The sequence below is a fragment of the Bacillus sp. RAR_M1_44 genome (genome assembly GCF_020165935.1).
GTDB lineage: Bacteria > Bacillota > Bacilli > Bacillales > Bacillaceae > Bacillus > Bacillus altitudinis.
Genome location: NZ_JAIUKX010000001.1, coordinates 1,136,975 through 1,162,147 on the forward strand (window position 1 = coordinate 1,136,975; position 25,173 = coordinate 1,162,147).

A 25,173-nucleotide genomic window follows, 5' to 3' on the forward strand; every position below is an offset into this window, starting at 1 on the left:
TATTAGTCAAAACATGAGCTTCAATAAATCGTTACGCCTATTCCCCGTAAAATGTTTTACTATTTAGGACTAAGTAATGAATATGTAGGTTATTTTGAAACAATTATTGTGGTTTCACAGTAAATTCGATATAATTTTATTTGGTATTTTAACTTAAAGTTTTTTAGTATAAGTGTTTTTCAATGTCTAGGGGGAAAAGGAGAATCGTCATGAAAAATTTAGTCTTGATCGGCGGAGGTTACGGGAATATGCGGGTTCTCCACCGCTTATTGCCAAATCAATTACCTGATGATGTTACTATCACATTAATTGATCGAAATCCTTACCACTGTTTAAAAACAGAATATTATGCACTTGCTGCTGGAACGATCTCTGATCATCACATTCGAGTATCTTTTCCAGAGCATCCGAAGCTGGATATTCAATACGGGGAAGTAGAAAAAATTGATATTGAAAACAAACAGATCTTATTTAGCGACCGTGAACCGATTCCATATGATGATACGGTAATCGGACTCGGCTGTGAGGACAAGTATCACAATGTCCCTGGTGCGAAAGAACATACATACAGCATTCAAACCATTGATCAGTCAAGGCTTGCGTATAACAAATTAAACAATTTGAGTGCAGGTGCAACGGTTGGTATCGTCGGTGCTGGACTTAGCGGGGTAGAGCTGGCCAGTGAACTGCGTGAAAGCCGTTCTGATTTAAACATCATTCTTTTTGACCGCGGAGAACTGATTCTTTCCAGTTTCCCAAAAAGATTAAGTTTATATGTACAAAAATGGTTTGAAGAAAATGATGTAAAGATCATTAATTGCGCCAATATTACGAAGGTTGAAGAAGGAGTTGTGTACAACCATGACGATGCCATTGAAGCAGATGTCATCGTGTGGACAGCAGGAATTCAGCCAAGTAAAGTCGTGCGAGATATGGATGTTGAAAAAGACGCCCAAGGCCGTGTCGTCTTAACTCCTCATCACAATCTCCCTGGAGATGAGCATGTCTATGTCGTAGGTGACTGCGCAAGCTTGCCGCACGCACCAAGTGCACAGCTTGCCGAGGCACAGGCAGAGCAAATTGTTCAATCTCTACAGAAACGCTGGAAAAATGAGCCGCTTCCTGAGGCTTACCCACAGTTTAAGTTAAAAGGCGTACTCGGCTCTTTAGGGAAAAAAGCCGGCTTTGGCTTAGTGGCGGATCGTCCGCTTGTTGGTCGTGTTCCAAGACTCTTAAAATCTGGACTTCTTTGGATGTACAAGCATCACAATGGATAAAATGATGTGAATTTTTTCTCAAAGCTCCTTCTAATGAAGGAGCTTTTATTATGAAACGGCATGTACCGATGGATGGTTCACTTTGATAGGAGCAAGCGCAAGGATGCAGTCTTTACGAAACGTTCTGATCGTCTTCTTCGATAAACAATACGCTCGTATGAACTGTTCAGTTTGACGATGTACAATGATTTTTCGTTTCGAGCACTCTCCAGTTTTCTTCATATAAATCATATCAATCGGTATTTGTTGATGAAGAGATTGTTTTAGTAAATAATTCATGATGCTCACGCTCCTTTCATCTCATTATATAAGAACAAACGTTCTAAATCAACCTAAAAAAGGAACGTTTGTTCTGTTTATTTTCCTAAAAAAGAACAGCTCATTCACTGCTCTCTTCGTACCCGTATTTCTCCATTTCTTGATAAATATCTTTTAATTTTGGATTGCCCTCTCCAACAATCTGATCCTCAACAAGGACAAGTGGATAAAAGAATTCATCATCAAGAATTCGTTCAGACAATTCTTTTTGGCGTTCGTTTTCAGGCGGGTGCTCAATATCGATATATGTGATGCGAAACGGCTGATTTGGATATTTTCGTTTTAATGCTGCATCTAGCCACTCAAATGTATCTTTTGAAGAAGGCAGATTCACGCAACTAGCGCACAGGACATCTCTTCCATATACATAAAGGTCAACGGTTTTGTTCATTTGACAAGCCCCCTATTCTTTCTTTATTTTAGCTGAATTTTCTGTATGAAAAAAGTCAAAATCACTTTTTGTTTCAAGATGAGATTGTGCTATAATGAGAAGGAAACTTTGAAACCAATCAATAGATTTTTATCGTCCAGATGAATATAATGGTGATATGTTGTGAAAGGAGCGATTATATCTAATGACTGAAGTCGAAATGAAAGACCAAGTACAGGAAGTACTGGACAAACTTCGTCCATTTCTATTACGTGATGGTGGAGACTGTGAGCTTGTAGACATTGAAGATGGCATTGTGAAATTACGCCTTCTTGGTGCATGCGGCAGCTGCCCAAGTTCAACCATTACATTGAAAGCCGGTATTGAGCGCGCATTATTAGAAGAAGTACCTGGCGTTGTAGAAGTTGAACAGGTTTTCTAATTCATATATGACATGAAAACGGCCCTTACTGGGCCGTTTTTTAATTAGGATAACTTCTCTCTAAACCATTCTTGAATAAAGGTCAGTCTTTGAATACGCTGCCCAGGGTGGCCACTTCTCGATAAATCATGAGAGGCCTTAGGAAACTTGACTAATCTCGTGTCTTTTCCAAGTTCCTTCAATGCCACAAAAAGCTGTTCTCCTTGATCGACTGGACAGCGGTAGTCTTCATCACTGTGCAGGATGAGAAGCGGTGTGTTCACCTGTTTTACATACTTTAGCGGCGAACGATCCCATAGCTTATCAACAGAGTCATAAATATCCCCATCAATCTGCCATTTTGTAAAGAAATAGCCGATATCACTGATGCCATAAAAGCTAATCCAATTTGAGATGGAACGCTGTGTAACAGCTGCACGGAAACGGTCGGTCTGTCCGACAATCCAATTGGTCATAAAACCGCCATAGCTGCCGCCCGTTACGCCAAGCCTTGTTTCATCAATAAAGTCATAGGCTTCGAGCACATGATCAACAGCCAGCATGACATCCTCATAATCAACGTCACCATAGCTGCCTCTTACCCGATCCGTAAACATCTGTCCGTACCCATGACTGCCATGAGGATTGATGTACACAATCGCATACCCTTCAGCGGCGAGCATTTGAAATTCATGAAAATACGTATGACCGTACATCGCATGCGGTCCGCCATGAATTTCTAAGATTAGTGGATATGTCTTCCCCTCTTCCATCTGAGCAGGCTTCATAAACCAGCCACGTACAATGTCTCCATCTTTTGACTGGAAAGAAATTGGTTCAGGTTCGGATATGACATGTTCCTTTAGAAAGTCATCATGCTCAAACGTGATTTGCTTGAGTGAGGATTCCCCTAAAGTCAGCTCATACAGCTCACTAGGCGAGACAGGCGAAAGACGGCTGATCAGCATTTTTGATTCGTCTGGATGAAGACTGAAATTCGTCACATGTTCTGCCTCTAAACGAACGGGATAGGCTAAGCCCTCAATAGAGAAATAATAAATTCCGGTACTCCCTTGATCAGAAACAAGCGCATAAAACCCCTGACTATCCTTTGTCCATTGTGGAAACTGATTGGCCTCACCCATAACACTATCCCCTGCCATACAGTTTCCTACATACATATCGAGCATTTCTGATAATTGAACGGTCTTTTTCTCCTTCAGGTCATGCAGCCACAATGATGGGAAGGTTGCATTCTGAAATTCACGTTCGTGTCCAATGTACAAAAGGCTTTCTCCATTTGGAGAAAATGATACAGTCGTGTAAGCGCCTGTTGATTGGGTAATTTTCTTGGATATACCGTCCTCTAAGGAAAGGAGACAGATATCACTTATGTAAAACGTCTGCGGGTTGGATTGAATATAGGCGAGCCACTTCCCGCAAGGAGAGATGACATGATTCACATGATGATGCGGCTCACTCGTAACCATCTCTATCTCGCCGGAACGGACATCGATTTTTACAATTTGCGTCAGACGCCCGTCTAAAAAGCCTCTGCCATCTGCTTTATAAGTCAAATCATTATATACGGCCGGAGCAAAGTCATCACGCTCTTCTTTTTTTTCATCATGAACAGATTCTTCTTGTTTTAATGAGACCGCTGCATAAATGAACGCTCCATCCGGTGAAAATACAGGTTGAGAGACGCCGTAAGGAATATTCGTTAAGGTACGAATGCCGCCGCCATCGCTCTGAATGAGTGCGAGCTGAGGGACTTCCTTTGGCTTCTGCAAAATAAACGCAAGCTGCTTTCCGTCTTTTGACCATGCTGGTTGATGATGCTTTCCATCATCAAATGTCCATTGAGACAGCTCCCCTGTCTCTTCATCTCGAACCCATAAATGAATATTGTAATCATCCTTTTTTTCATTCACCGATACTTTTGTAAAAACAGCCTTTTTTCCATCTGGTGAATAAACTGGATGAGAAACAGACACGATTAGTGTTAAATCCTCTGCTGTTATCAATTTCTTCATCAATAGATCTCCCCCTTTTATGTATCAAAAATAGTTCGCTTCTCTAAATAATAATCCCTGCTTTTGTTATGAAAAACAAGGATAAAAAAAGAACGTGCGTCTTCACAGCACGTTCTTCATTTGATTCACAGAATGATGCTCGACGACGACACCTTCTACTGGCACCGTCAACACATCCACTTCACAATGCGGGAAATTTTGGGCAAGCTGCTTTTTCAGCGCTTCTCCCTTCCCTTTTTCCACTAAGGTCAAAATAGTCGGCCCAGCACCGCTTAATGCCGTTCCATACGCGCCTTTTAATGAAGCAACGTGCTCCACCTTGGACAGCTCTGGGACAAGCATCGTGCGGTATGGCTGATGAAATAAATCTTTATTCATCATTTCCCCTACAAGCGGCCAGTTCTGCGTCATTAAGGCGGCGACAAGGACGTTACTCACTGCACTCGCACTCACGGCCTGTTTATAGGAAAAATCCTCTGGCAGGACATCACGGGCATCCTTTGTGAGCACTTCATAAAAAGGAATCACGACGACGACATCTACATCCACATGCTGCACTTTAACGGCATGTGTCTTGTCTTCTTCATGAAGACCGATGAGTAAACCACCGAATAAAGAGGCACCCGCATTATCTGGATGACCTTCTACCTCACTTGCAAAAAAGAGCTTCTGATCATCGGTCATCTTTAATTCAAGCAGCTGATTGGCGAGCTCAATAGCGGCGACAATGGCAGCAGCGCTGCTGCCCAGCCCCCTTGCTAATGGAATATCACTCCACACTTTGACATGAACAGGCGGGAGTGTTTTTCCAAAGTCATCTGCGACCTTTTTAGCTGTTTGGTAGATCAGATTATCGGTGCCTGATGGAATACCAGACACAACATCTGTTTCTGCTTCAAACAGCCAGCTATCATGGTCATAGACCGATAGCTTTAAATAGCGGCTGAGCGCCATTCCGACTGAGTCAAAGCCTGGTCCTAAGTTGGCAGTGCTTCCCGGTACTGTGATTGAAAAAAGCATGGAGGCGTTACTCATACGCGTGCGGCCTTTTCTAAATGTTCAAGAATTTGATCTTCATCTGCATCTAGTGTGACCGGTTTAATGTGTGAAATATCAATCGCCGTATTCGGATCTTTTAATCCGTTTCCTGTCAGTACAGCGACGACTTTACTGCCTGGCTTAATTTCTCCAGATTTCACTTGTTTGAGTACACCTGCAATTGATGCACAAGAGCCTGGCTCTGCAAACACCCCTTCTTCACGTGCGATCAATTGATAGGCATGAAGAATTTCTTCATCTGTCACTTCATCAATTTTCCCGTTTGATTCATCTGCCGCTGCTACAGCTTGTTTCCAGCTTGCAGGGTTTCCGATGCGAATGGCTGTTGCGACTGTTTCTGGCTGCTCAATGACTTCATTTCTAACGATGGCTGCAGCTCCTTCTGCTTCAAAACCACGCATGACTGGCAGTGCAGTGCCTTTTTTCTCATGATATTCTTTGAAGCCTTTCCAGTACGCTGTAATATTCCCCGCATTTCCAACAGGAATCGCCAGTACGTCTGGTGCGGAGCCTAGCTGCTCACAGATTTCAAATGCCGCTGTTTTTTGTCCTTCAATTCGGTATGGATTGACGGAGTTAACAAGTGCGATCGGTGCTTTTTCACAGATGCTGCGGACAATTTTAAGTGCATCATCAAAGTTGCCGTCAATGGCAATGATCTCTGCTCCGTACATGACAGCCTGCGCCAGCTTACCGAAGGCAATTTTTCCATCTGGAATGATGACAATACATTTCATATCAGCGCGCGCCGCATAAGCTGCCGCTGCTGCAGACGTATTCCCTGTCGATGCACACATGATCGTATCATTACCTTCTTCTTTTGCCTTTGCGACGGCCATGACCATCCCGCGATCCTTAAAAGAACCTGTAGGGTTGACGCCTTCTGTTTTCACATGAAGTTCAATTCCTAGTTTTTCGGAAAGCTTTGCGAGATGAATCAGCGGTGTGTTTCCTTCATTTAATGTTAGTTTAGGTGTTTGTTCGTTTACTGGTAAGAATTCTTGAAATTCTTCAATGAGTCCATTCCACTTCATCAGCTTAAACCGTTCCCTTCTACTCGGTACGTGCTCTTCACTTGAACCACCACGTCGAGATCGTTTAATGTTTGCAGGATATTTGAGAAATCTTCTTCTGATGTTTGATGTGTAATAATCACAATTTCAGCCAGCTCATCATGCCCTTTGACAGGAAGCTGCAGGATCTTTTCAAAGCTGATGCCTCTTTCAGAAAAAATCGATGTAATGCGGGAGAAAGCTCCGACTTGATCTCTCACATGTATTCTTAAAAATTGCTGAGCAAATACTTCGGATGATGATTTGATTTTCTTCTCAAATTGCGGTGCAATAAATCCACTGCCATTCACACCAAGACGCATGTTTTTCATAACAGCGACTAAATCTGAGACTACAGCTGTTGCCGTTGGCAGGCTGCCTGCTCCAGGTCCGTAAAACATCGTTTCTCCGACAGCACTTCCGTAAACATAGACAGCATTAAATTCATTATTGACGGAAGATAACGGGTGATGATCAGGAAGTAAAGTTGGCTGTACGCTGACCTCCACTTTCTCTCCGTCCCTTTGGGCAATTCCAATCAGCTTCATTGTATAGCCAAAACGTTTACTGAAATTAATGTCCTCATCCGAGATGTCCGAAATGCCTTTCACTTTCACATCCTCTAAGTCTACATTCATGGAAAAGCCGAGTCTTGCCAGGATGGCCATCTTTCTTGCCGCATCTAGTCCTTCTACATCCGCCGTCGGATCTGCTTCTGCAAAGCCAAGATCCTGCGCTTCTTTTAATACATCTTCATACTCACTTTTATCGACATTCATTTTTGTTAAAATAAAGTTCGTTGTCCCGTTCACGATTCCCATCATTTTTGTGATGCGGTCAGAGGCTAAACCTTCCTCTAGTGTACGCAAAATCGGAATCCCACCTGCGACACTTGCTTCATAGTAAAGGTCACAGCCGTTTTCTTTTGCTACATGTAAAAGCTCTGTGCCATATAGCGCCATTAAATCCTTATTGGCTGTAATGACATGCTTCTTCTCATTTAGTGCATCTATTAAATATTGTTTTGTCTCTTCAATGCCGCCCATCACTTCAATAATGACGTCGACCTCTGGATCTCGAATCACATCGTATACTTCAGTTGTGAAGACCTCTCTTGCCACATCCACATCTCTTTTTTTATCGGGATTGCTCACAAGCACTTTTTTTATTAATACCGGACAGCCGATCTGGTGCATTAATTTATCCTGATGATCTTGAATAATCTTAACGACACCGCTCCCCACTGTTCCTAATCCTAGTAGTCCAACTCGAATTGCCTTCACCTGAAATTCCACCTTTCTCCGTAAATGTCCTCTCTAAAAAGACATTTGTTAACCTAACACAGACATTCAATGTACACACATTATAAAGGGGTATCCTCATTTTGACAAGGTAATAAAATAAGAGAATATGAGAATGAAACCGCTTAACAGCTATTTATATCAAGATTCTATATTTTCAAAATATTTTTGTGAGAAAAGCTCCCGAAGACGGGAAGCTTGAGATTACGCCTGAACTGGCGTTTTGGCTTGCTGATCTTGCAGGACAAGCGCAATATTTTCAGCACATAAATGCATCATGTTTTTTCTCGTTTCAACACTTGCACTTCCGATATGAGGAAGCACTGTTACATTTGGTAATGTCGTTAATGGGTGATCTGGGCTGAGTGGTTCCTTGCTAAATACATCCAGACCTGCTCCTGCAATTTTTCCTGTCGTGACAGCATCATATAAAGCCTCTTCATCTACCGTCTGCCCTCTGGAAACGTTGATGAAGTAAGCTGTGTTCTTCATCTGTTCAAATGCTTTCTTATTAAACATTTCTTTCGTTTCAGGCGTTAAAGGCGTCAAACAAACGATGAAATCAGACTGCGTAAGCAGCTCATCAAATGCGGCATAGGTCACACCTAGCTGTGCTTCTGCTTCTGGCTTTCTTGAACGATTATGATAAAGCACATTCATATCAAAACCTTTTGCCCGCTTGGCCAGTGCGGTTCCAATACTGCCCATTCCGACAATCCCTAACGTTTTATGATGAACATCAGCACCGGCTAGAAGAAGCGGCCCCCAGCCTGTCCAGTTCCCGTCCTTAATCCAATCACTCGCTTCGACAATTCGTCTTGCTGACGCCATCAAAAGCGCAAAGGCTAAATCAGCCGTCGATTCTGTTAAGACGTCCGGTGTATGACATACCGTGATCCCGTGCTTTTTAGCTGCCTTTAGATCAATATTGTCATAGCCGACCGCGAGATTCGCGACCACTTTTAGATTTGGAGCATTTGATAAAAGTGCCTCATCTACTTGATCTGACAGCATCGTGAGCAGCCCATCTGCTTGAGCCGCTTGTTTTTCTAACTCTTCTCTTGGACACGGCTCATCCTCGCTCGTCCACATGTCAATATGAGCGACTTCTTTTAATGGTGTAAGTGTTGTTTCATCAAGCTTTCTTGTGATATAGACATAAGGTTTCGTCAAGAAGAACACTCCTTTGGTTGATTTCTTTAAGCATAACGAAAAACGCCTCAAGAGAAAAGAGACGTTTCGTCTGTTCACTGAAACTTCAAATCAGCGGATTGATGAATCCATCCAACAGGAGGAATGAGATGCCCACCGCTGCGCATGGCACTCAATTCTTGAAACACCTTGAGAAAATATTCGTAGCGATTCGCATCATTTAAAACGTAATCTAATCGTTCTTCATAATAAGATTTTTCATTTTCTCCTGACATATAATAACCTTCGACAATTTCAAAATAATGAAGCGGAAACAGAAGACGGCTGTACAGCAGACGCTTTGAAAATGATGAAAGAGGCGTAACCTGCTCATAGTGCTGCAAAAAGGAGAATCCCTCTTCAATTAAATCCTCCTTATGCTGGACAAAGGTTTCTCTTAAATATTCCGCGATATCTCTTGTTGGATGGTCAAATACCCAGTCAACAGGTAAACGAATCGGCTGCTCATGTGGCCAGGTCATACGTGAAAAGCGCTGATGACAAACAGTACCTGAATCACATTCTTTTGGTTCATCATCAAGCTCTGTATCCACTAAATATTGAATGGCATTTTCCGTTAATCCGAGATAATACGGAAAGGATTCAATGAATTTCTTTTCAAATCGTTCAAGTGGTTTTTGATGCATTTGCTGCATCCAAAAGCCTTCCAGCTGGTCTAACCGTTTTGCCCATAATTCCTTCCAAGCTCCGACACGTTTTGTTTCAGACACCTCATATGGAAACCCTCTCCCCCTGACATGAAAGGCCGCCAGCTCTGATGCGTGCTGAAATGAGCGGCTTGTAACCAGCGGTGCTGCCTTTAATAGAGCGTACAGTTCTTTTCCATGGGTAAAAGTCGGTTTCTCTTCGTTTGTTAATTCAAACACGGCAACGTATGGGTCACCGTCATTCAGTAAATACTGACTGATATGATAAAGCTCTGTGAGTTCTTCTTCTCGCAAATGAGACACGGGAACAATGATGAAGAGAGCTTTCGCCGTTTGAAAGCTCTGATAACTGCCATATGGCATAAATTGACGCACATCAATACCAAATGTGTGATAAATGGTTTCTTTCATGATTTCACCTGCGTTCATAAAATCAGTCTCTTATCATATCGTAGTCGCAGGTTGAGGGATTTATGAATACTATTTACTATCCGAAGCTTTTTCACACGTTGTGGACAAATTACGAGGATTGGGTGAGGAACATGCCGCATCATCATGAGATGAACGAAGTAGAAAAAACAGCAAGACGCCGTTTACAAGAACGAGGCGTAACCATTCAAGATATAGCAGACCTTGTCTTCTTTTTACAGGAAAAATATCATCCTGGCTTAGACATGACAGAGTGCATCCACAATGTGGAACGTGTCATCGCAAAACGTGAAGTCCAAAATGCCATCTTAACAGGCGTTGAACTAGATGTTCTCGCTGAGCAAAAAAAGCTGACAGAACCGCTGCAATCCATTCTTGAAACAGATGAAAGTCTATATGGTGTGGATGAAATTTTATCCTTTGCCATCGTTAATATTTATGGCTCCATCGGCTTTACGAATTACGGATATATCGATAAAGAAAAACCAGGGATTCTTGGGAAACTCAACGATAAATCCACAGGTGAATGCCACACCTTTTTAGATGACATTGTCGGTGCTATTGCTGCGGCAGCATCAAGCAGACTGGCACATAGTGCGAGAAATGCAGAATAAAACACAAAAGAGGACGTGCGTCTGACGCTTGTCCTCTTTTCATTAAGATAATCGTTCAATCCACTCAGATAATGAATCAATGACATAGGTTGGCTGTTTGTCATATTTCTGAAGCAGCTCTTTTGTCGTGACACCTGTATGGACAAGCAGTGTATCCATCCCTGCATTCATCCCTGCCATAATATCGGTATCATAGTTATCGCCCACCATGAGCGTCTCTGACACATCTGTCCCGAGCACCCGCATGGCCTGTTCCATAATGATAGACTCTGGCTTCCCGATAAATGTTGGCTGCACTGTTGTCGTAACCGTCAGCACAGATGTTAACGATCCATTTCCAGGTAACAGCCCTCTTTCTGTCGGAATGGCAATATCTCCATTTGTTGAAACAAATTGTGCACCTTGACGGATCGCAATGGCTCCTACCGCTAGTTTTTCATATGTAATACCGCGGTCTATTCCAACGACAACGAAATCAGCGTCTTCTTGACCAAACGACAAGCCTTTTTCTTCAATGGCCTGCTGAATGCCTTCTTCTCCGATCACATACACCGAGGCATCTTTCTTTTGTTCTGCGATATAGTTTGCCGTCGCCATACTTGTTGTAAAGACTTGTTCTTCCGTTGCTGGAATATCGAATGAAACGAGTTTCTCTGCTACTTGCTTCGGTGTGCGTGAAGAGTTATTCGTGACAAACAAATAAGGGATGTTCAACTCATTTAACTTGTGAACAAATTGCCCCGCCTCTTCGATCTTTTCTGTTCCTTTATACATCGTCCCGTCTAAATCAATTAAATAGCCTTTGTATTTCATGCTGCTTACAACTCCAATGGTTTATTTAAACGCTGATACTGGTCCAAGCTCCTGCTCCAAGTAAGTGCGAATTCGATTCGGAAAGACTTGCAGCGCCTGTTCTACCTCACTGATGACCTGCAACAAATCGTGATGAACCACTTCTTGGTACTGCTGAACAAGTGTTTTACGACACGAGACCAGTTTTTTCAGGTGAGTGCCTTCTTCTGTTGGTACAACCTTTTCATCCACAAGAATATCCATGATGTCGTCATAGCTTCCTGGGTCCCGCATGATAAAGCCGTCAATCATATCATTTCCTGTATCAAGAATACATTCGACGAGCAAATGAACAATTCGTTCCAGCGCTTTTTTTTCTAAAGGACTTGACCATGTTTGATGGCTGCGCATCAAATCATATTGCTCCTCAAAAAAACGTAATGTCTCTTCAATCTTCTTTCTGTCTACGAAATACATCATGACGCCCCCTTTGCGTTATTTTCTAATCCGCTTTAAGACAAAATAGGCACAGCCAAAATTACAGTATTCATAAATGTATTCATCGAGTGTACTGATTTTTGTATCGAATGTGGCCTTTTGGTTTTGGTCATCAAAAAACCCCTTCAGCCTAAGCTGGTTATAGCCCCAATCCCCCACAATATAATCATACTTATTTAAAATATCTGAGTACCTTGCTTTAAACGCTTCCTCATCAAAGCCGTCTTTGATTTCTCTGACAAGATCAAAGGTAGCATTCTGAATGACGATCATCTTCTCACCTCTTTTTAAACGATCCACCTTTAATGATAATTCATTGGAACAACTCCATCAATTGCTAAAGCATGTTTTTTCCGATTTAGCCGAAGCTAAAGAAAAAAGGAGGTCACATTTATGATGAAACAACTGACAGCCACTATTCTCCTATGCATGCTTTTAGGCGGGTGCGGCTTTCAATCAGGCATGAACCGGCAAGTGGATGAAGATTCTTCCAGCAAGACAATTCGCCTGTCTGATCGTCATGAAGGAAATAATTCCAACATGCCAGAAGCAGATACGAATCGAGCAGGCTATGTTCGTTATCAGCGCCAGCAAGTCACCGATCAGAAGGAAAGAACCCCTGCTTTAAATCGTGAGCATCTTGCCCACGTGATTACAAGTTTAGCCATTCAGCTGCCAAATATAAAGGATGCAGCAACACTTGTCACAGACGAGGATGCCCTCATTGTGTATCGAACAGGCAACAAAAACCGAGATGAATCAGCCGATCAAGTGAAAAAAACAGCGGTTTCTGTTCTCCCTCGTTATTATCATGTGTACGTCTCTGATAACCCAGAGCACTTTCAATCCATTGCCAATTTTTCACGTCTTCAAACCAATTCACGTGATTTTGATCAAATTTTGACAAAAACGATTCAACAAATGAAATACTCTCCTCAAGGCGGAGATATTTCAACGAAAGAAGATGCCAATGGCATGACGAATTCCGATCGGACCATGAGACGAAACGCACCTTACGGCCAAAATTAATACGAGAAAAAACGCCAGAAAGCTCTGGCGTTTTCTTTGTTATGCTTGCGCCTGACGCTTCTTAGACGCTTCGTTTACTTGTTCGTCTGCATGATAAGAAGAACGGACAAGCGGTCCAGCTTCACAGTGGCTAAAGCCTTTTGACATGGCAATTTCCTTCAGCTCTGCAAACTCATCTGGATGGTAGTATTTTTGCACTTTCAAATGCTTTTTCGAAGGTTGTAAATACTGACCAATTGCCATGATGTCGACGTTATTAGCAAGAAGATCATCCATAACTTCAATGATTTCTTCCTTCGTTTCACCAAGTCCAATCATAATGCTTGATTTCGTTGGAATGTCAGGCTGCATTTCTTTTGCACGACGCAAGAATTCCAATGAACGATCGTATGTAGCCCGTGCACGAACTCTTGGTGTTAACCTGCGTACTGTTTCAATATTGTGATTTAAAATATCAGGGCGTGTATCCATTAACGTTTTCAAATTATCATAATTGCCACCCATGTCTGAAGGGAGAACTTCAATTGTTGTGAATGGACTTTTTCTTCTAATGGCACGAACAGTTTCAGCAAATACGCCTGCTCCGCCATCTTTTTGGTCATCCCTTGCAACCGCTGTTATAACAGCGTGCTTTAAATTCATCAAAGCCACTGAATCTGCCACGCGTTCTGGCTCTTGCAAGTCTAATTCAGTAGGAAGTCCGGTTTTCACCGCACAGAAACGGCATGCGCGCGTACAAACAGATCCGAGGATCATAAATGTAGCAGTTCTTCTCACTGCCCAGCATTCGTGAATATTCGGACATTTCGCTTCCTCACAAACGGTATGCAGGTTGTTTTCCCGCATCATTTTTTTCAAACCGGTATAGTTTTCATTCGTATTCAGCTTAATTTTAAGCCAGTCCGGTTTTCTTACGTGCTCTTCCTTCTTTGCCAATTCCATCATCTCCATATGAATTCGTTAAAGGTGCATATACAATCATCTTCCTGCTATATACGATGGATGCAGCTATTGCCGCAAAAAATTGAATCTTCGGCCTAAGGCCTTTTCTTTAGACACTTTAACATAGTACAGATTGAACAACAAGGGAATGAGCTGCAAAAATACCCAAAAGACTCCTAAAATAACAGAAGAAAATTACTAACATTTTCTTCTTATGAAATAACGTGATCAAACCACACTAAACGGTAGAAGAGATGTTCGAAGAAAGGAGATGGACGTTTGTGAAAGTGGTTTTAGCGATCATCATCGCTCTTTCAATGATTCCCGCATCAGTCCATGCACAAGGGACAAACAAACAGCCCGATGAATTAAAACAGCGAATGGCACTGTATGAAAAGATCGCCATCACCACACAGGTCCCGTGGTATGTACTTGCTGCGGTTGATCAGTATGAACACAATATACGCAAAAGCAGAAGAGATTTACCCAAACAAACAGGTGTGATTGGCATCTACATTCCCCGGGAAATGTGGATAGGACCAGAAAATCCAAATAAGCAGGATACCTCTCCATTAAGCATTAAAGTTTTTGACGGTATTGGGCTTGATGGAAATGGGGATGGAAAAGCAGAAATCGATAACGATGAAGATGTCCTGTTCACGTTTGCTCAATACTTGCTCCATTACGGCAGCAGCATCGACCAATTAAAAATCGCGCTGTGGGATTATTACGGACGTGATCAAACCGTTGGAATCATTTCATCTTTTATGAAGCTCTATAAGCATTACGGCCATCTTGACCTTGGTAAGCATGCGTTTCCTCTTCCGGTTGGCGCTGACTACAGCTACAGGAGTACATGGGGTGATGCGAGAGGCTTTGGAGGCAGAAGAATTCATGAGGGCACTGATCTTTTTGCTCATTACGGTCTTCCTGTTCGTGCGACATCGTACGGAGTGATTGAAATGAAAGGCTGGAATCGCTTTGGCGGCTGGCGGATCGGCATTCGAGATATTCATAATCATTATCATTATTTTGCCCACTTAAATGGCTTTGCAAAAGGACTCAAAGCTGGGCAGATTGTAGAACCTGGTCAAGTCATCGGATCAGTCGGAAGCTCCGGTTACGGTCCACCTGGCACAGCAGGGAAATTCCCGCCACACCTTCATTACGGCATGTATAAAGACAATGGACGAACTGAATGGTCGTTTGATCCTTACCCTCATTTAAGGGCATGGGAAAGAGCCGAGCGGAAACGTCGATAAATAAAAGGAGAAGTTTAGCGATACCGCTGGCTTCTCCTTTTAATATGTATCAACATTATCACTTGTCTACTGTTACTGCTTATGCTTTTCTTTCAATCCTAAAACTAAAAAAAGAATACCCATGATGAAAAAAAGGAGATACACAACTGTTACTTCAAGTGGAATCATGTCAAACATCCCTCTAAATAAGTCGACACTCAAACTGTCACTCCCAGCTAATAATATCGATGCTGACATATATTTAGCACTAAATACAATGGCAAATACTAAAAAACAAAACCCGCTTACATGAATTTTCTTCATATCAATCAAATCCTCCTCTCACTTTCATAACAGACGATCGTGAAAAATCAGCCTTCAGGATAGCTACACTATTCAAAAAGGAAAACAATGAACATTTATCATGGCACGCGATTCGTATGGATGAACAGATCACATAAAAAAGTCTAAGCATCGCAGCCAATGAATAATTACTTCACAAAGAGTTAGGGGGTTGTTTTTTTGAAAAGAGGAATGACCTTTACCATTCCAAATGAATACGGAGTCTTCCTTGGAGAAGTGCTAAAACCTATCGACATCACCAAATTCAGCTGGCGAATCGATACCGAAGACTCGAATATACTAGTTGATGGCGAAAAAGATGAAGAACTTTTTCCTGAAGGTAAAACAGAAATGGACGGTATAGAACTCAAACACCTCATTGAAAACAAGACGTATTATATGATTTTCGCCGATTTACAAGCATATCCAAAAGGGACATTGTCTCATATTAAGACCTATGAAGAATTTATTGAAAGCCAATGCGAGCTTGTTCTTTTAGTGGCCGATTGCTCCTATGTTACGATCTATTGCAAAAATAAGGGAACACTCGAATGGCTATACAAGAATGCAGTTGAATGTGGATTTGAAGACGTGACCTATATCACCGATGAAAATGATGCAAGGACAAGACTGTCTGTTTCGTAACAACAAAACGTTCATCACAAAAACACTATATGCAATCACAGCGTATGAAAAAAACAGCCCAATTCGTCCATTGGGCTGTTATTCTTTCTTCTCCTTTTTTTCTGGCAGAACAATCGATGGAGCGCCTGAATTTGTTCCGCTGCCATTATAATAATCTGGGACGTCTCCTTGAACGGCTTGGATGGAGACAGGCACGGAATTTTTGACGACGATGGTTTCTGAGGCGAATGGGATGATGACTCTCACCTTCACCTCAATGAGCACACTAATATCAATCAAGGCATTGTTAATGCCATATGGCTTGATGTTTTTTTCAACGTCTGTATGCGGGTCACCAATGACACTGAATCGTACAGGCACTTTTGGTCCTAGGTTGGCGATAAGTGCATTTCCGGACGCTTGCCCAAGCGGAATGTTATATATAATGCCGTCATGTCCATCTGTTTGATCTTTTAATGCTTCTTTTGCCTCTTTTTGAAAATTCCCCTTTTCAATGTCCTCTAGATTTTTTTGAAGGTGACGTGACAGGTCAGCCATTGCTTTCGATGTTGCTTGCGCATTGAAGTCGATGGTTGTTACTTTGCCGTTCTCACTTGTATTCATCACAACCATATCCTTCATATTCTCCTGATCATCTGCAAAATCCTGAACAGAATATTGGATGAGATGATTGGCGATTCGTTCTGTTTCTAGTTCAGCAATGTGAATCAACGTTGGTTTAATGGAACGATTGATGAAGAATAGGCTAATGACAGTTGAGAGCACAAAAAATAATACGGCAAGCAGCATGACATAACGAAATGGCAGAGGGCCCTTTTTATAGGGGCGATAACGGCGGTTCAATCTCAATAAAAAATCCCCCCTTCTCCATTACAAGTGTATGCAGACAGGCGGGGGGATAGGAATCATCTGTACATTTTATTTCACCATTTTTAATAATGCATCTCTTCCAATTGTGCCAGCATGAATGCCGAGTGACTCAGCGGCATATGTCACAGATTCTAAAGGTGCATCCAGCAATTGCTCGATGGTTCTTACACCGACTGCTCTTCCTGCGATGATTCCTCTATCTGCAAGCTTTTCATTTAGGAGCCCGACATCAAGTGCACCGCACATAATATAACCATGCTCATTTGTCACTGCCATGAAATTGGTCTTTGGCAGTTTGACGGTGACGGCTGTAAAGGAATGGCCATCAATTGTAATAGGTGTTAAATTCACCATATCCCTTCACTCCCTTCAACACAATCTATGTGAAGGGAGGGCAAGTGTTGTTAGGCTGGAGCGGATTTCACTTTGCGTCCTTCAATCGCCAGCTCAGGACATCACGCAAAAATTCCGGCATGAAATATTCGATGTGTTCATGGTCACGTATATGAGGAAAAAGAGAGCCAAGTGTATACATATCCACTGTGCCAACCGTATAGGAATCATCTTCTTTGACGAGTTGATCGTTTACATAGACCTCTTTTACTCGTTTGGTTTCGCCCTCTTCTAATGAATAAGTCAAACCGCTGTATAGCATTTTCCCCATCAGTTCGCCTCTAAAGCCAAAGCCTTTGATGCGTAGCTGTTCCATTTTTTCTTCACAGCCACGAGACACTGTTTCGATCAATTGCTTCCCAGTAAGTGTCACCCTGATTGGATTAATTGGATGCGGACATATCCGGTGAATGTCCTCTCTTGTGACGATGCCAGCCTCTAATGAATCAAGCACCATCCCTGCATTCATCATGCCGATATCTGCCTCGCACCATTCTTTAATGGCATCTGTTAAAAGCTGCGGAAGCTGGGAGTCATCAAACCACTTTGTTTCGAGCTTTGATTCAATGGATGTCACTTTTTCCTGCATGAGTGACTTCGCTCTTCTTTCAGCTTTCTGTAAAGTCGTGATCGCTTCATCGGATTCACTGATCAGCTGGTCCACTGATTGCACCGTCGCTTTTTTCTCGATGAGCTCGCTACTCGCTGTATCAATGGTCAGCTCGACACAGCCAATATAATGCCCATACTTTTCAGCACATGCAAGAAGAACGCCATTGTCCATCTCGCCCTGTTCTAAAAGATGATGCGTATGTGAGCCTAAGATGATGTCGATTTCCGGGAAGTCATGGGCTACCTCTCGATCATGGATGATGCCTAGATGGGAAAGAAGAACAATGACATCGGCTTGTCCTTTCACTTCTTGCAGCATCTCCCGTATGCTCTCAAATGGGTCTGTAATGTCCCAGCCCAGCTTTTCATAGACAGGTGTATACGCAATGGTCACCCCTAAGATGGCGATTTTCAGTCCATTCTTCAATGTGATCACTTCATAAGGCTTTGCCCACGATGGTCTTTTGCCTTTTTCAAATAAATTAGATAAAATCACCGGGAATTGCGCGTCTTTGTACAATTGGTCGAGCTTCTCATGAGGCAACGTAATGCCTTCATTATTACCAATTGTGACGCCATCATAGCCAAGCTGATTGAGAAGTTTGACATTCACTTTTCCATAATCCGCTTCTGATACAAGGTTTACTCGATCCATATGATCGCCAATATCAAATAAGAGCATCTGATCGTGAACTTGACGCTTTTCTTCAATATAAGCTGCGATTTTTGGCCAGTTTTCAAAGTGGCTGTGCAAGTCGTTTGTATGATATAACCATAGCTTCTGCAGCATGTTGATCTCTCCCTCAAGTTGTCACTGAACCGTCTCGTTCAAATTGAAAGCCACAGCTCTCATTTAACTAAATAAATCTAACTGCTTCGGCGATAAGCTTGAATACGTCAAATCCAGTAAATCAATCATTTGCTGGCCATTCGCTGCCGCATCTCCGCCTGAGTTATTATTAAATACGACATATACATCTTTCGATTGTTGATGCAGGATGTCGAGGTTCTTTTTCCATTCCTTTAGTTCAGCTTCATTATATAAATATAAGTAACGAACTTCACGCCAATTCTCATGATCTGCCGGGTGAAGCCAGCCTTGTTTATTTCTTCCGTGGAAACGGACCAATGTTTTGTCACGGTGTGTGGCTTTTATGACTGGCGGTATAGACCCTTCTCCGACTTGCGGTTCATCACAGACGGAATGAATCCACCCTTCTTTCTCCATAAAGGATAAGGTTTGTTCATAAAACTCGTCTGAAAACCAAGTTCGGTTTCGGAATTCGAGTGCACAAGGAATGTCCCCCATCTTCTCCTTACACCATCTTAAATAGTGGACGTGCTCCTTTTTGCAATCAAACCATGGTGGAAATTGAAACAGAACCATTGCCAGTTTCCCTGCTCGAATGAGAGGAGTCAGTGAAAGAATAAAGGCATCAAACATTTCTTCCTTTGAAGCAAACGGGATCTCGCCTCGTTGATGCCCGGTCATTCCTTGATATGCTTTCACAACAAATTGAAAGGCGTCTGGCGTATCTTTTATCCATTTTTCATGGTTGCGCTCAGGCTGAACAGCATAAAAACTTGCATCCAGTTCCACAATGGGAAACGTTGATGCGTAGTGAAACAGCTTTTGAGAGCTGCCGATTCTCGGCGGGTACAGACTGTCATGATCGCCCCAGCCAGTTAATCCGATATAAATCATCTATCTCACCTCTTGCCACTTGCTTGTCTAAACGGATTTTCCCATTGAAAGTCTTTGTTTCTTGGGATACCCATCTTTCTGAAAGAAATTCTTCTGTCTACAACATATCATATTTACCCATTTTTCTGAATGAAGATGACTGATGTGATGTTGCCCTGCCATCTTTTTTGTGATATTACATCACAACTTTCTATCTAAATTGAATGGAGCTGATAACATAAAATTGATATCAGAGACTTTGACAGCGATTGTCCATTTTTTTATTCATCTTCACCAAAGGCTTCAGCTCTAAAAAAAGGAGAATGAGTGGATATGAACATTGTCGATCATCATGTTGAAGTATTGCAAAAAGTGGCCCAAAGAATTCATCAGCCTGTCTATTTGATCAATCAGTATGGACGTATTCTTTTCACCTCACCCCAAGATATGAAAAATTCAGATTGGATACAAATGCTCCGCTTGTTTCACAGTACGCAGCAGGATTATTTTTCTATGGTTCATTCAAAAGAAAGCGTTTCTGTTTTTCCTATCTATATAAACGAACAAGCTTATGATTATTTAGTCGTTCCCGCCTTCATTCATCCTCAAGACGACATGGGGCTGCATTTGATAATTGAACAAGCTGTAAATGCCATGTCCATTTCACGCATCAAACAACATGCCATCAAGCAATCGACAGAGCGAGCCAAAAATGAATGGTTTCGCAAATGGATGGAGGGCACGATTTTCCCAGAGCAAGATGTCACCCGCCTAACACGCATGTTTGGATTAAACACAACGATTCCCTATCTATGTATCGTCTGTCAACTTGATCAGAGCAGTCATTTCTCTTGTTTCCTTAAGCAGCAAACCCTTGTAGATGATGTGTTTGCTTTACTTGAAAGCACCCTTTCGCACTGTCCATTTCCCGCCTTTCTTTTTGTCAAAGGAGATATCGGCATCTTCCTTATAGAAGAGACTGGCGGCTGGCAGGCAATGAACAAATCGATCTGCTCTTTTTTAAAACAAATGCAGATCCTTATTAAACAGCATGTGAATGCCACCATTTCCTTTGGTGTAAGCTTAAGCGGTTATCTCATCACCGATCTGCCAAAAGGATTCAGTGAAGCTGTCCATGCTCTGCAATCAGGCCAGCTCTCATTACGAGCTGAATATATTCAGTTCTATCAAGCAAAAGATGTGTCAGATTTACTGAAGCTCATCCCACCAAAAGATTTAACAACATTCTATGAGCGATATCTCCACCCATTATATGAACAACCACAAGTCGATCCAAACCTTCTCCACACCTTATCTGTTTATGTCGAAACACATTGCCATATTTCAGAAACAGCCAAGCGTTTATCTGTTCATCGCAACACCGTGATATATCGACTAGAGAAATGTGAAGAACTGCTTCAGATCAACCTAAAAGATCCTGACGCAACATTGCGCTTGCGCTTAGCTTTGCGGATTCAAAAGCACCTTTCATCCGATTCGTATTGAATCTTTTTTTCTTACGTCTCATATATTTTGGAGGAGAAATGTGAATGACAAGGAGTGGTGTCAAATGGATGAGGAGATTCGTCACATCCCGCAACCGATTCGAGACGATGGGGCCGGCGCAACCGATTTAGGCCCGCGAGACGTTCTGCGCGATATGGAGAACCCAGATATGTTCGTTCCCCCTAAAACGGATGCGGGGACGATTCCTAATTTAAAATTTTCCTATTCTGATACACATATGCACTTGAATCATGGCGGCTGGTCGAGGGAAATTACCGAGCGAGAGCTGCCTGTTTCAACAACGATTGCTGGTGTGAACATGCGGCTTACGCGCGGAGGTGTTCGTGAGCTTCATTGGCATAAGCAGGCGGAATGGGCATATATGATTTTAGGCAAAGCCCGGATCACTTCTGTAGATGCAGAAGGACGGAATATGATCGCTGATGTAGAAGAAGGAGACTTGTGGTATTTCCCGCCCGGTATTCCGCACTCCATTCAAGGTCTTGAGGATGGCTGTGAGTTTCTCCTTGTGTTTGATGATGGTGCTTTTTCTGAATTTGATACGTTCACCATCACAGACTGGTTTGCTCATACACCAAAAGACATTCTTTCTGCTAATTTCGGCGTGCCAATCAAGCTGTTTGACCGCATTCCACATAAACAGCGCTATATGTTTCAAGGCTCTTCACCGGCATCTATTGAAAGCCAAACAGTCTCTGATCCATACGGCGGCATCAAACCGCCATTTACCCACCAGCTCCTTCGTCAAAAGCCAATCGTGACCGCTGGTGGAACCGTGCGAATCGTCGACTCACGCAATTTTCCAGTATCTAAAACCATTGCTGCTGCACTTGTGGAGGTAAAACCTGGCGGGATGAGAGAAATGCACTGGCACCCGAATAATGATGAGTGGCAATACTATTTAACCGGTACAGCCAAAATGACGGTTTTTGGGGCAGGCGGGACAGCTCGCACTTTTAATTACAGAGCAGGTGATGTTGGTTATGTTCCTTTCGGGATGGGGCATTACATACAAAATATCGGGCAAACGAGCCTTTGGTTTCTAGAAATGTTTAAAAGCGATCGATTTGCTGATATTTCATTGAACCAATGGATGGCCTTAACCCCTCCTCAATTAGTGAAGGAGCATTTGCATGTAGACGATGCATTGATTCATGCGTTGCATAAAGAAAAATCACCAGTTGTGAAGTATGAGCGATGACGAAAAAAACCGATCCATTTGTGCTGATCGGTTTTTTCTATGCTGTCATTACGATACGGCATGGGAATGTTGCTGCGCTTTTTTCGCCCATAAAATAGAAGCAATGAAACTCATACAAAGCACCAGCGTTCCAAACATAAATGGCAGCTCAATATTCACATCAAATAAAATACCCGCAAGACTTGGCCCGACGATATTCGCAAGGCTCATAAAGGAGGTATTGAGGCCGCCTGCTACCCCCTGCTGATTCCCTGCCATTTTAGAAAGTAATGTATTAAGAGCTGGACGAACAAACGAGGTGGCTGATAAAAATAAAATGGAGCCCGTAAAAATGAGCCAAAAGGAAGGAGCAAAGCGGCAGGCGATCAGCATAAACGCCGCAGCTAAAAGGGCATAACGGACGACACGCATTTCGCCAAATCGTTTCACAAAGGTATTTACTAAAGCACCTTGAACGATGACACCCGCAAGTCCAGCTACTGTAATGACAAATGCAATATCCTTCGGTGTAAAGCCATGTTTTTGGTCCACATATAAGCCAAAGATCGATTCAAAATGAATGATTCCGAAATTCAAAACAAAGGCCAAGATAAACAAAAAACCGTATGGTGTTTTTAAAGCCTGAATCATCTGCGTAAAAGGATTGAAATGAAGCTCTTTATTCAATCGTGCTTCTTCCTGCTTTTCCTTTGTTAAAGTTTCAGGTAAGAACAAGAAAGACAACAGCGTCGACAGGGCTGCAAAGGAACCAGCGATGAGGAAAGGAAAAGCAATCCCAAACTCAACCAAATAACCCCCAACACCCGGTCCAATGACAAAGCCTAACGTCATTGCTGCACTAAATAGCCCCATTCCTTTCCCTCGATCCTTTTCACTTGTGATATCAGCAATGTAGGCAAACATGGCGGGCATCAGCAGCGCACCAGCAGCTCCGCCTAAAAACCGAGACACAAACAGCATCCAAAGCTGATCGGCAAATGCAAAAATAAATTGAGCTACCGTAAAGCCGGCAATCCCGGCAATAATCAATTTTCTGCGTCCAAACCGATCAGTCAGCGCTCCAGCGACGGGTGATAAAGCAAATTGTGTGAGGCCAGTTGCAGCAACGAGGAAACCAAGTGTTTTCCCAGTTGCGCCAAAGGCTTCAATATAACTTGGCATGACAGGAACGATCAGACCAAATCCAAGCATGGCAATAAAAATATTGAGCATCAAAATGTACAATCTGCCCATTTTTTTCATATTAAAACCTCTTTCTTCAAAATAAATGAAAATGATGACAAAAATGATAAGAACTTCTTCAGTATAGCGATATCGCTCTCTATAAGTCTAGTTTTTCAAAAAACAGCGTTTTTTCCCAAATAAAAAATACCCGCTGGTGGCGAGTATTTTGAGTATCCCTTTTTTATTCAGCTTGTTCATAGATGGAAAGAGCCGCCTGTAACCCAGCGCCACAATTGATGGCTGCGCCGTATTTCATCAAGATGGCTTCAAGGCCTGCTAAAACAAATAGAATATTTTCCTTTCGGCAGCTATAGCCCATTGAGCCAATTCTCCATATCCGTCCTGCAAGCGGCCCAAATGAACTCGCAATTTCAATTCCAAAATGATGAAGAAGATCAGCCCGGACCGCTTCTCCGTCGATATCACTTGGAATGACGATACACGTCACGACCGGCATTTTGCAGTCTGGATCCCCAAATAATTCGAGCCCCATCGCTTCAAGGCCTGCCATTAAAGCCTTTTCATGAAACAAGTGGCGCTGAAAACGTTCCTCCAGACCTTCCTCTAGCACAAGTCGAACCCCTTCTCTCAGTGCATAAAGCATCGTCGTCGCTTCTGTATGATGATTTAACCGCCTCGGGCTCCAATAATCTTGCAGCTGGCTTAGATCAAAGTAATTGCTTTTGATTGGAGAAATATCTACCTGTTTTTGCAGTTCGTCCTGTGTTGCAATCCCTTTTTCTACTTTCTTTCTCGATTGTACGACGTCTGCCACTCGTTCATTATATGTGATCGGTGACATCCCTGATGGAACAGACAGGCATTTCTGCGAGCCCCCAATTGCCGCATCAATTTTCCATTCGTCAACCTTGACCTCGACACCACCAATTGTCGCCACAGCGTCTACAATAAAAAGCGCATCAAGCGCTCGGCATGCTTCACCAATTTTCTCAAGCGGCTGTAATCTTCCGGTAGATGTTTCACCGTGAACCATCGCAACAATTTTCGGCTTGACTTGATGCATCTCTGCGATGATGTCGTCTTGCTTAAAAACCGTTCCCCATTCACATTCCATTGTATGTACCTCAGCACCATAGCGCTGTCCAATTTCAATCAGCAAATGACCGAAGCGTCCAAAGACCGGAACGAGCATCACATCTCCGGGCTCGATCACACTGGCAAGCACAGCTTCAAGTCCTGAGCGGGACGTCCCATCAATTGGATAAGCCCATTCATTTTCTGTTTGAAAAAGTGATCGTAATAAGGTCATCGTTTCATTCATAATCTCTGTAAATGCAGGATCAAATTGACCAAGAATTGGTGTACTCATCACTCGAAGGACTCTCGGATCTACTTCGACAGGTCCTGGTGTCATAATGGTTCTAGTAGGTGTGTGTAGTTCTTTCACGTTATCCATCCTCTCCCTTGCTGTGTCCA

Annotated in this window: 26 protein-coding genes and 1 pseudogene; 8 read left to right on the forward strand and 19 right to left on the reverse strand. The window is 42.6% G+C overall.

Annotated elements, in window-relative coordinates; translation table 11 throughout:
• Positions 1-209: 209 nt before the first annotated feature.
• Positions 210-1,277, forward strand: coding sequence for an NAD(P)/FAD-dependent oxidoreductase (locus tag LCD34_RS06270; RefSeq protein ID WP_017367978.1), 1,068 nt, complete (start codon positions 210-212; stop codon positions 1,275-1,277).
• Positions 1,278-1,325: 48 nt separating this feature from the next.
• Here the strand turns inward: LCD34_RS06270 and LCD34_RS06275 are convergent, their stop codons facing one another.
• Positions 1,326-1,556 (reverse strand): WYL domain-containing protein, encoded by a 231-nt coding sequence (locus LCD34_RS06275; RefSeq protein WP_224558677.1) that lies wholly within the window; start codon positions 1,554-1,556, stop codon positions 1,326-1,328.
• Positions 1,557-1,656: 100 nt separating this feature from the next.
• Positions 1,657-1,986 (reverse strand): YuzD family protein, encoded by a 330-nt coding sequence (locus LCD34_RS06280; protein WP_008346819.1) that lies wholly within the window; start codon positions 1,984-1,986, stop codon positions 1,657-1,659.
• A 121-nt stretch (positions 1,987-2,107) separates the two neighbouring features.
• Between LCD34_RS06280 and LCD34_RS06285 the strand changes: the two are divergent.
• A pseudogene (locus LCD34_RS06285) lies at positions 2,108-2,407 on the forward strand (NifU family protein).
• 44 nt (positions 2,408-2,451) lie between these two features.
• Here LCD34_RS06285 and LCD34_RS06290 read toward each other — a convergent pair.
• The 6 genes from LCD34_RS06290 to yutH all read right to left on the reverse strand — a co-directional run bounded on the left by LCD34_RS06290 (position 2,452) and on the right by yutH (position 10,122).
• Positions 2,452-4,422, reverse strand: a complete 1,971-nt coding sequence (locus LCD34_RS06290; RefSeq protein WP_224558678.1) for an alpha/beta hydrolase family protein — start codon at positions 4,420-4,422, stop codon at positions 2,452-2,454.
• A 102-nt stretch (positions 4,423-4,524) separates the two neighbouring features.
• The gene (gene thrB, locus LCD34_RS06295; RefSeq protein WP_007500423.1) at positions 4,525-5,457 is read right to left on the reverse strand and encodes a homoserine kinase; all 933 of its coding nucleotides are present in this window, start codon (positions 5,455-5,457) and stop codon (positions 4,525-4,527) included.
• Positions 5,454-6,515, reverse strand: coding sequence for a threonine synthase (gene thrC / locus LCD34_RS06300; protein ID WP_039963831.1), 1,062 nt, complete (start codon positions 6,513-6,515; stop codon positions 5,454-5,456). Before thrC ends, thrB begins: the two co-directional genes overlap by 4 nt.
• Positions 6,515-7,816 carry a homoserine dehydrogenase gene (locus tag LCD34_RS06305; RefSeq protein WP_224558679.1) on the reverse strand — a complete coding sequence of 434 codons (1,302 nt, stop codon included), beginning with the start codon at positions 7,814-7,816 and terminating at the stop codon, positions 6,515-6,517. Before LCD34_RS06305 ends, thrC begins: the two co-directional genes overlap by 1 nt.
• A 222-nt stretch (positions 7,817-8,038) precedes the next feature.
• Positions 8,039-9,007: a 2-hydroxyacid dehydrogenase gene (locus tag LCD34_RS06310; protein ID WP_224558680.1), complete on the reverse strand. Its 969-nt coding sequence runs from the start codon at positions 9,005-9,007 to the stop codon at positions 8,039-8,041.
• A gap of 74 nt (positions 9,008-9,081) precedes the next feature.
• Positions 9,082-10,122, reverse strand: a complete 1,041-nt coding sequence (gene yutH / locus LCD34_RS06315; protein ID WP_263490634.1) for a spore coat putative kinase YutH — start codon at positions 10,120-10,122, stop codon at positions 9,082-9,084.
• Between the two features lie 113 nt (positions 10,123-10,235).
• Here yutH and LCD34_RS06320 point away from each other — a divergent pair, with 113 nt between their 5' ends.
• Positions 10,236-10,736, forward strand: a complete 501-nt coding sequence (locus tag LCD34_RS06320; RefSeq protein WP_029575457.1) for a phosphatidylglycerophosphatase A — start codon at positions 10,236-10,238, stop codon at positions 10,734-10,736.
• 42 nt (positions 10,737-10,778) lie between these two features.
• Here LCD34_RS06320 and LCD34_RS06325 read toward each other — a convergent pair whose 3' ends face one another.
• Genes LCD34_RS06325 through LCD34_RS06335 form a run of 3 tightly spaced genes read right to left on the reverse strand, consistent with a single transcriptional unit; the run spans position 10,779 to position 12,299 of the window.
• Positions 10,779-11,549, reverse strand: coding sequence for a TIGR01457 family HAD-type hydrolase (locus LCD34_RS06325; RefSeq protein ID WP_008346835.1), 771 nt, complete (start codon positions 11,547-11,549; stop codon positions 10,779-10,781).
• A 21-nt stretch (positions 11,550-11,570) separates the two neighbouring features.
• Positions 11,571-12,005, reverse strand: coding sequence for a DUF86 domain-containing protein (locus tag LCD34_RS06330; protein ID WP_024719757.1), 435 nt, complete (start codon positions 12,003-12,005; stop codon positions 11,571-11,573).
• A gap of 18 nt (positions 12,006-12,023) precedes the next feature.
• The gene (locus tag LCD34_RS06335) at positions 12,024-12,299 is read right to left on the reverse strand and encodes a YutD family protein (RefSeq protein WP_008346837.1); all 276 of its coding nucleotides are present in this window, start codon (positions 12,297-12,299) and stop codon (positions 12,024-12,026) included.
• 120 nt (positions 12,300-12,419) lie between these two features.
• Between LCD34_RS06335 and LCD34_RS06340 the strand changes: the two genes are divergently transcribed.
• Positions 12,420-13,055, forward strand: coding sequence for a YhcN/YlaJ family sporulation lipoprotein (locus LCD34_RS06340; protein WP_007500413.1), 636 nt, complete (start codon positions 12,420-12,422; stop codon positions 13,053-13,055).
• 39 nt (positions 13,056-13,094) lie between these two features.
• On the opposite strand, the gene lipA is transcribed toward LCD34_RS06340, so the two are convergent.
• Positions 13,095-13,991, reverse strand: coding sequence for a lipoyl synthase (gene lipA, locus LCD34_RS06345; RefSeq protein ID WP_008360456.1), 897 nt, complete (start codon positions 13,989-13,991; stop codon positions 13,095-13,097).
• A gap of 323 nt (positions 13,992-14,314) precedes the next feature.
• On the opposite strand from lipA, the gene LCD34_RS06350 reads away from it, so the two are divergent.
• Positions 14,315-15,259, forward strand: a complete 945-nt coding sequence (locus LCD34_RS06350) for a M23 family metallopeptidase (RefSeq protein WP_224559398.1) — start codon at positions 14,315-14,317, stop codon at positions 15,257-15,259.
• A 72-nt stretch (positions 15,260-15,331) separates the two neighbouring features.
• On the opposite strand, the gene LCD34_RS06355 is transcribed toward LCD34_RS06350, so the two are convergent.
• Entirely contained in the window at positions 15,332-15,562 is a 231-nt protein-coding gene (locus LCD34_RS06355) for a hypothetical protein (RefSeq protein WP_008346846.1), read from the reverse strand.
• A gap of 198 nt (positions 15,563-15,760) precedes the next feature.
• On the opposite strand from LCD34_RS06355, the gene LCD34_RS06360 reads away from it, so the two are divergent.
• Positions 15,761-16,225 carry a DUF2691 family protein gene (locus LCD34_RS06360; protein ID WP_008346848.1) on the forward strand — a complete coding sequence of 155 codons (465 nt, stop codon included), beginning with the start codon at positions 15,761-15,763 and terminating at the stop codon, positions 16,223-16,225.
• Positions 16,226-16,303: 78 nt separating this feature from the next.
• Here LCD34_RS06360 and yunB read toward each other — a convergent pair whose 3' ends face one another.
• The 4 genes from yunB to LCD34_RS06380 all read right to left on the reverse strand — a co-directional run bounded on the left by yunB (position 16,304) and on the right by LCD34_RS06380 (position 19,805).
• Complete coding sequence (gene yunB / locus LCD34_RS06365) at positions 16,304-17,074, reverse strand: sporulation protein YunB (RefSeq protein ID WP_017367991.1); 771 nt, start codon at positions 17,072-17,074, stop codon at positions 16,304-16,306.
• Between the two features lie 69 nt (positions 17,075-17,143).
• A complete protein-coding gene (locus LCD34_RS06370; RefSeq protein ID WP_007500404.1) occupies positions 17,144-17,449 on the reverse strand; it encodes a YunC family protein in 306 nt (101 codons plus the stop codon).
• Positions 17,450-17,516: 67 nt separating this feature from the next.
• Positions 17,517-18,890: a bifunctional metallophosphatase/5'-nucleotidase gene (locus LCD34_RS06375; RefSeq protein ID WP_224558681.1), complete on the reverse strand. Its 1,374-nt coding sequence runs from the start codon at positions 18,888-18,890 to the stop codon at positions 17,517-17,519.
• A 63-nt stretch (positions 18,891-18,953) separates the two neighbouring features.
• A complete protein-coding gene (locus LCD34_RS06380; protein WP_008346854.1) occupies positions 18,954-19,805 on the reverse strand; it encodes a DUF72 domain-containing protein in 852 nt (283 codons plus the stop codon).
• 312 nt (positions 19,806-20,117) lie between these two features.
• Between LCD34_RS06380 and LCD34_RS06385 the strand changes: the two genes are divergently transcribed.
• The gene (locus tag LCD34_RS06385) at positions 20,118-21,290 is read left to right on the forward strand and encodes a PucR family transcriptional regulator (RefSeq protein WP_224558682.1); all 1,173 of its coding nucleotides are present in this window, start codon (positions 20,118-20,120) and stop codon (positions 21,288-21,290) included.
• Between the two features lie 64 nt (positions 21,291-21,354).
• Positions 21,355-22,512 (forward strand): oxalate decarboxylase family bicupin, encoded by a 1,158-nt coding sequence (locus LCD34_RS06390; RefSeq protein ID WP_224558683.1) that lies wholly within the window; start codon positions 21,355-21,357, stop codon positions 22,510-22,512.
• Positions 22,513-22,560: 48 nt separating this feature from the next.
• Here LCD34_RS06390 and LCD34_RS06395 read toward each other — a convergent pair whose 3' ends face one another.
• Positions 22,561-23,754, reverse strand: coding sequence for an MFS transporter (locus tag LCD34_RS06395; protein ID WP_019743815.1), 1,194 nt, complete (start codon positions 23,752-23,754; stop codon positions 22,561-22,563).
• 163 nt (positions 23,755-23,917) lie between these two features.
• Positions 23,918-25,153 (reverse strand): pyridoxal-phosphate-dependent aminotransferase family protein, encoded by a 1,236-nt coding sequence (locus tag LCD34_RS06400; protein ID WP_058213685.1) that lies wholly within the window; start codon positions 25,151-25,153, stop codon positions 23,918-23,920.
• Positions 25,154-25,173 lie beyond the last annotated feature (20 nt).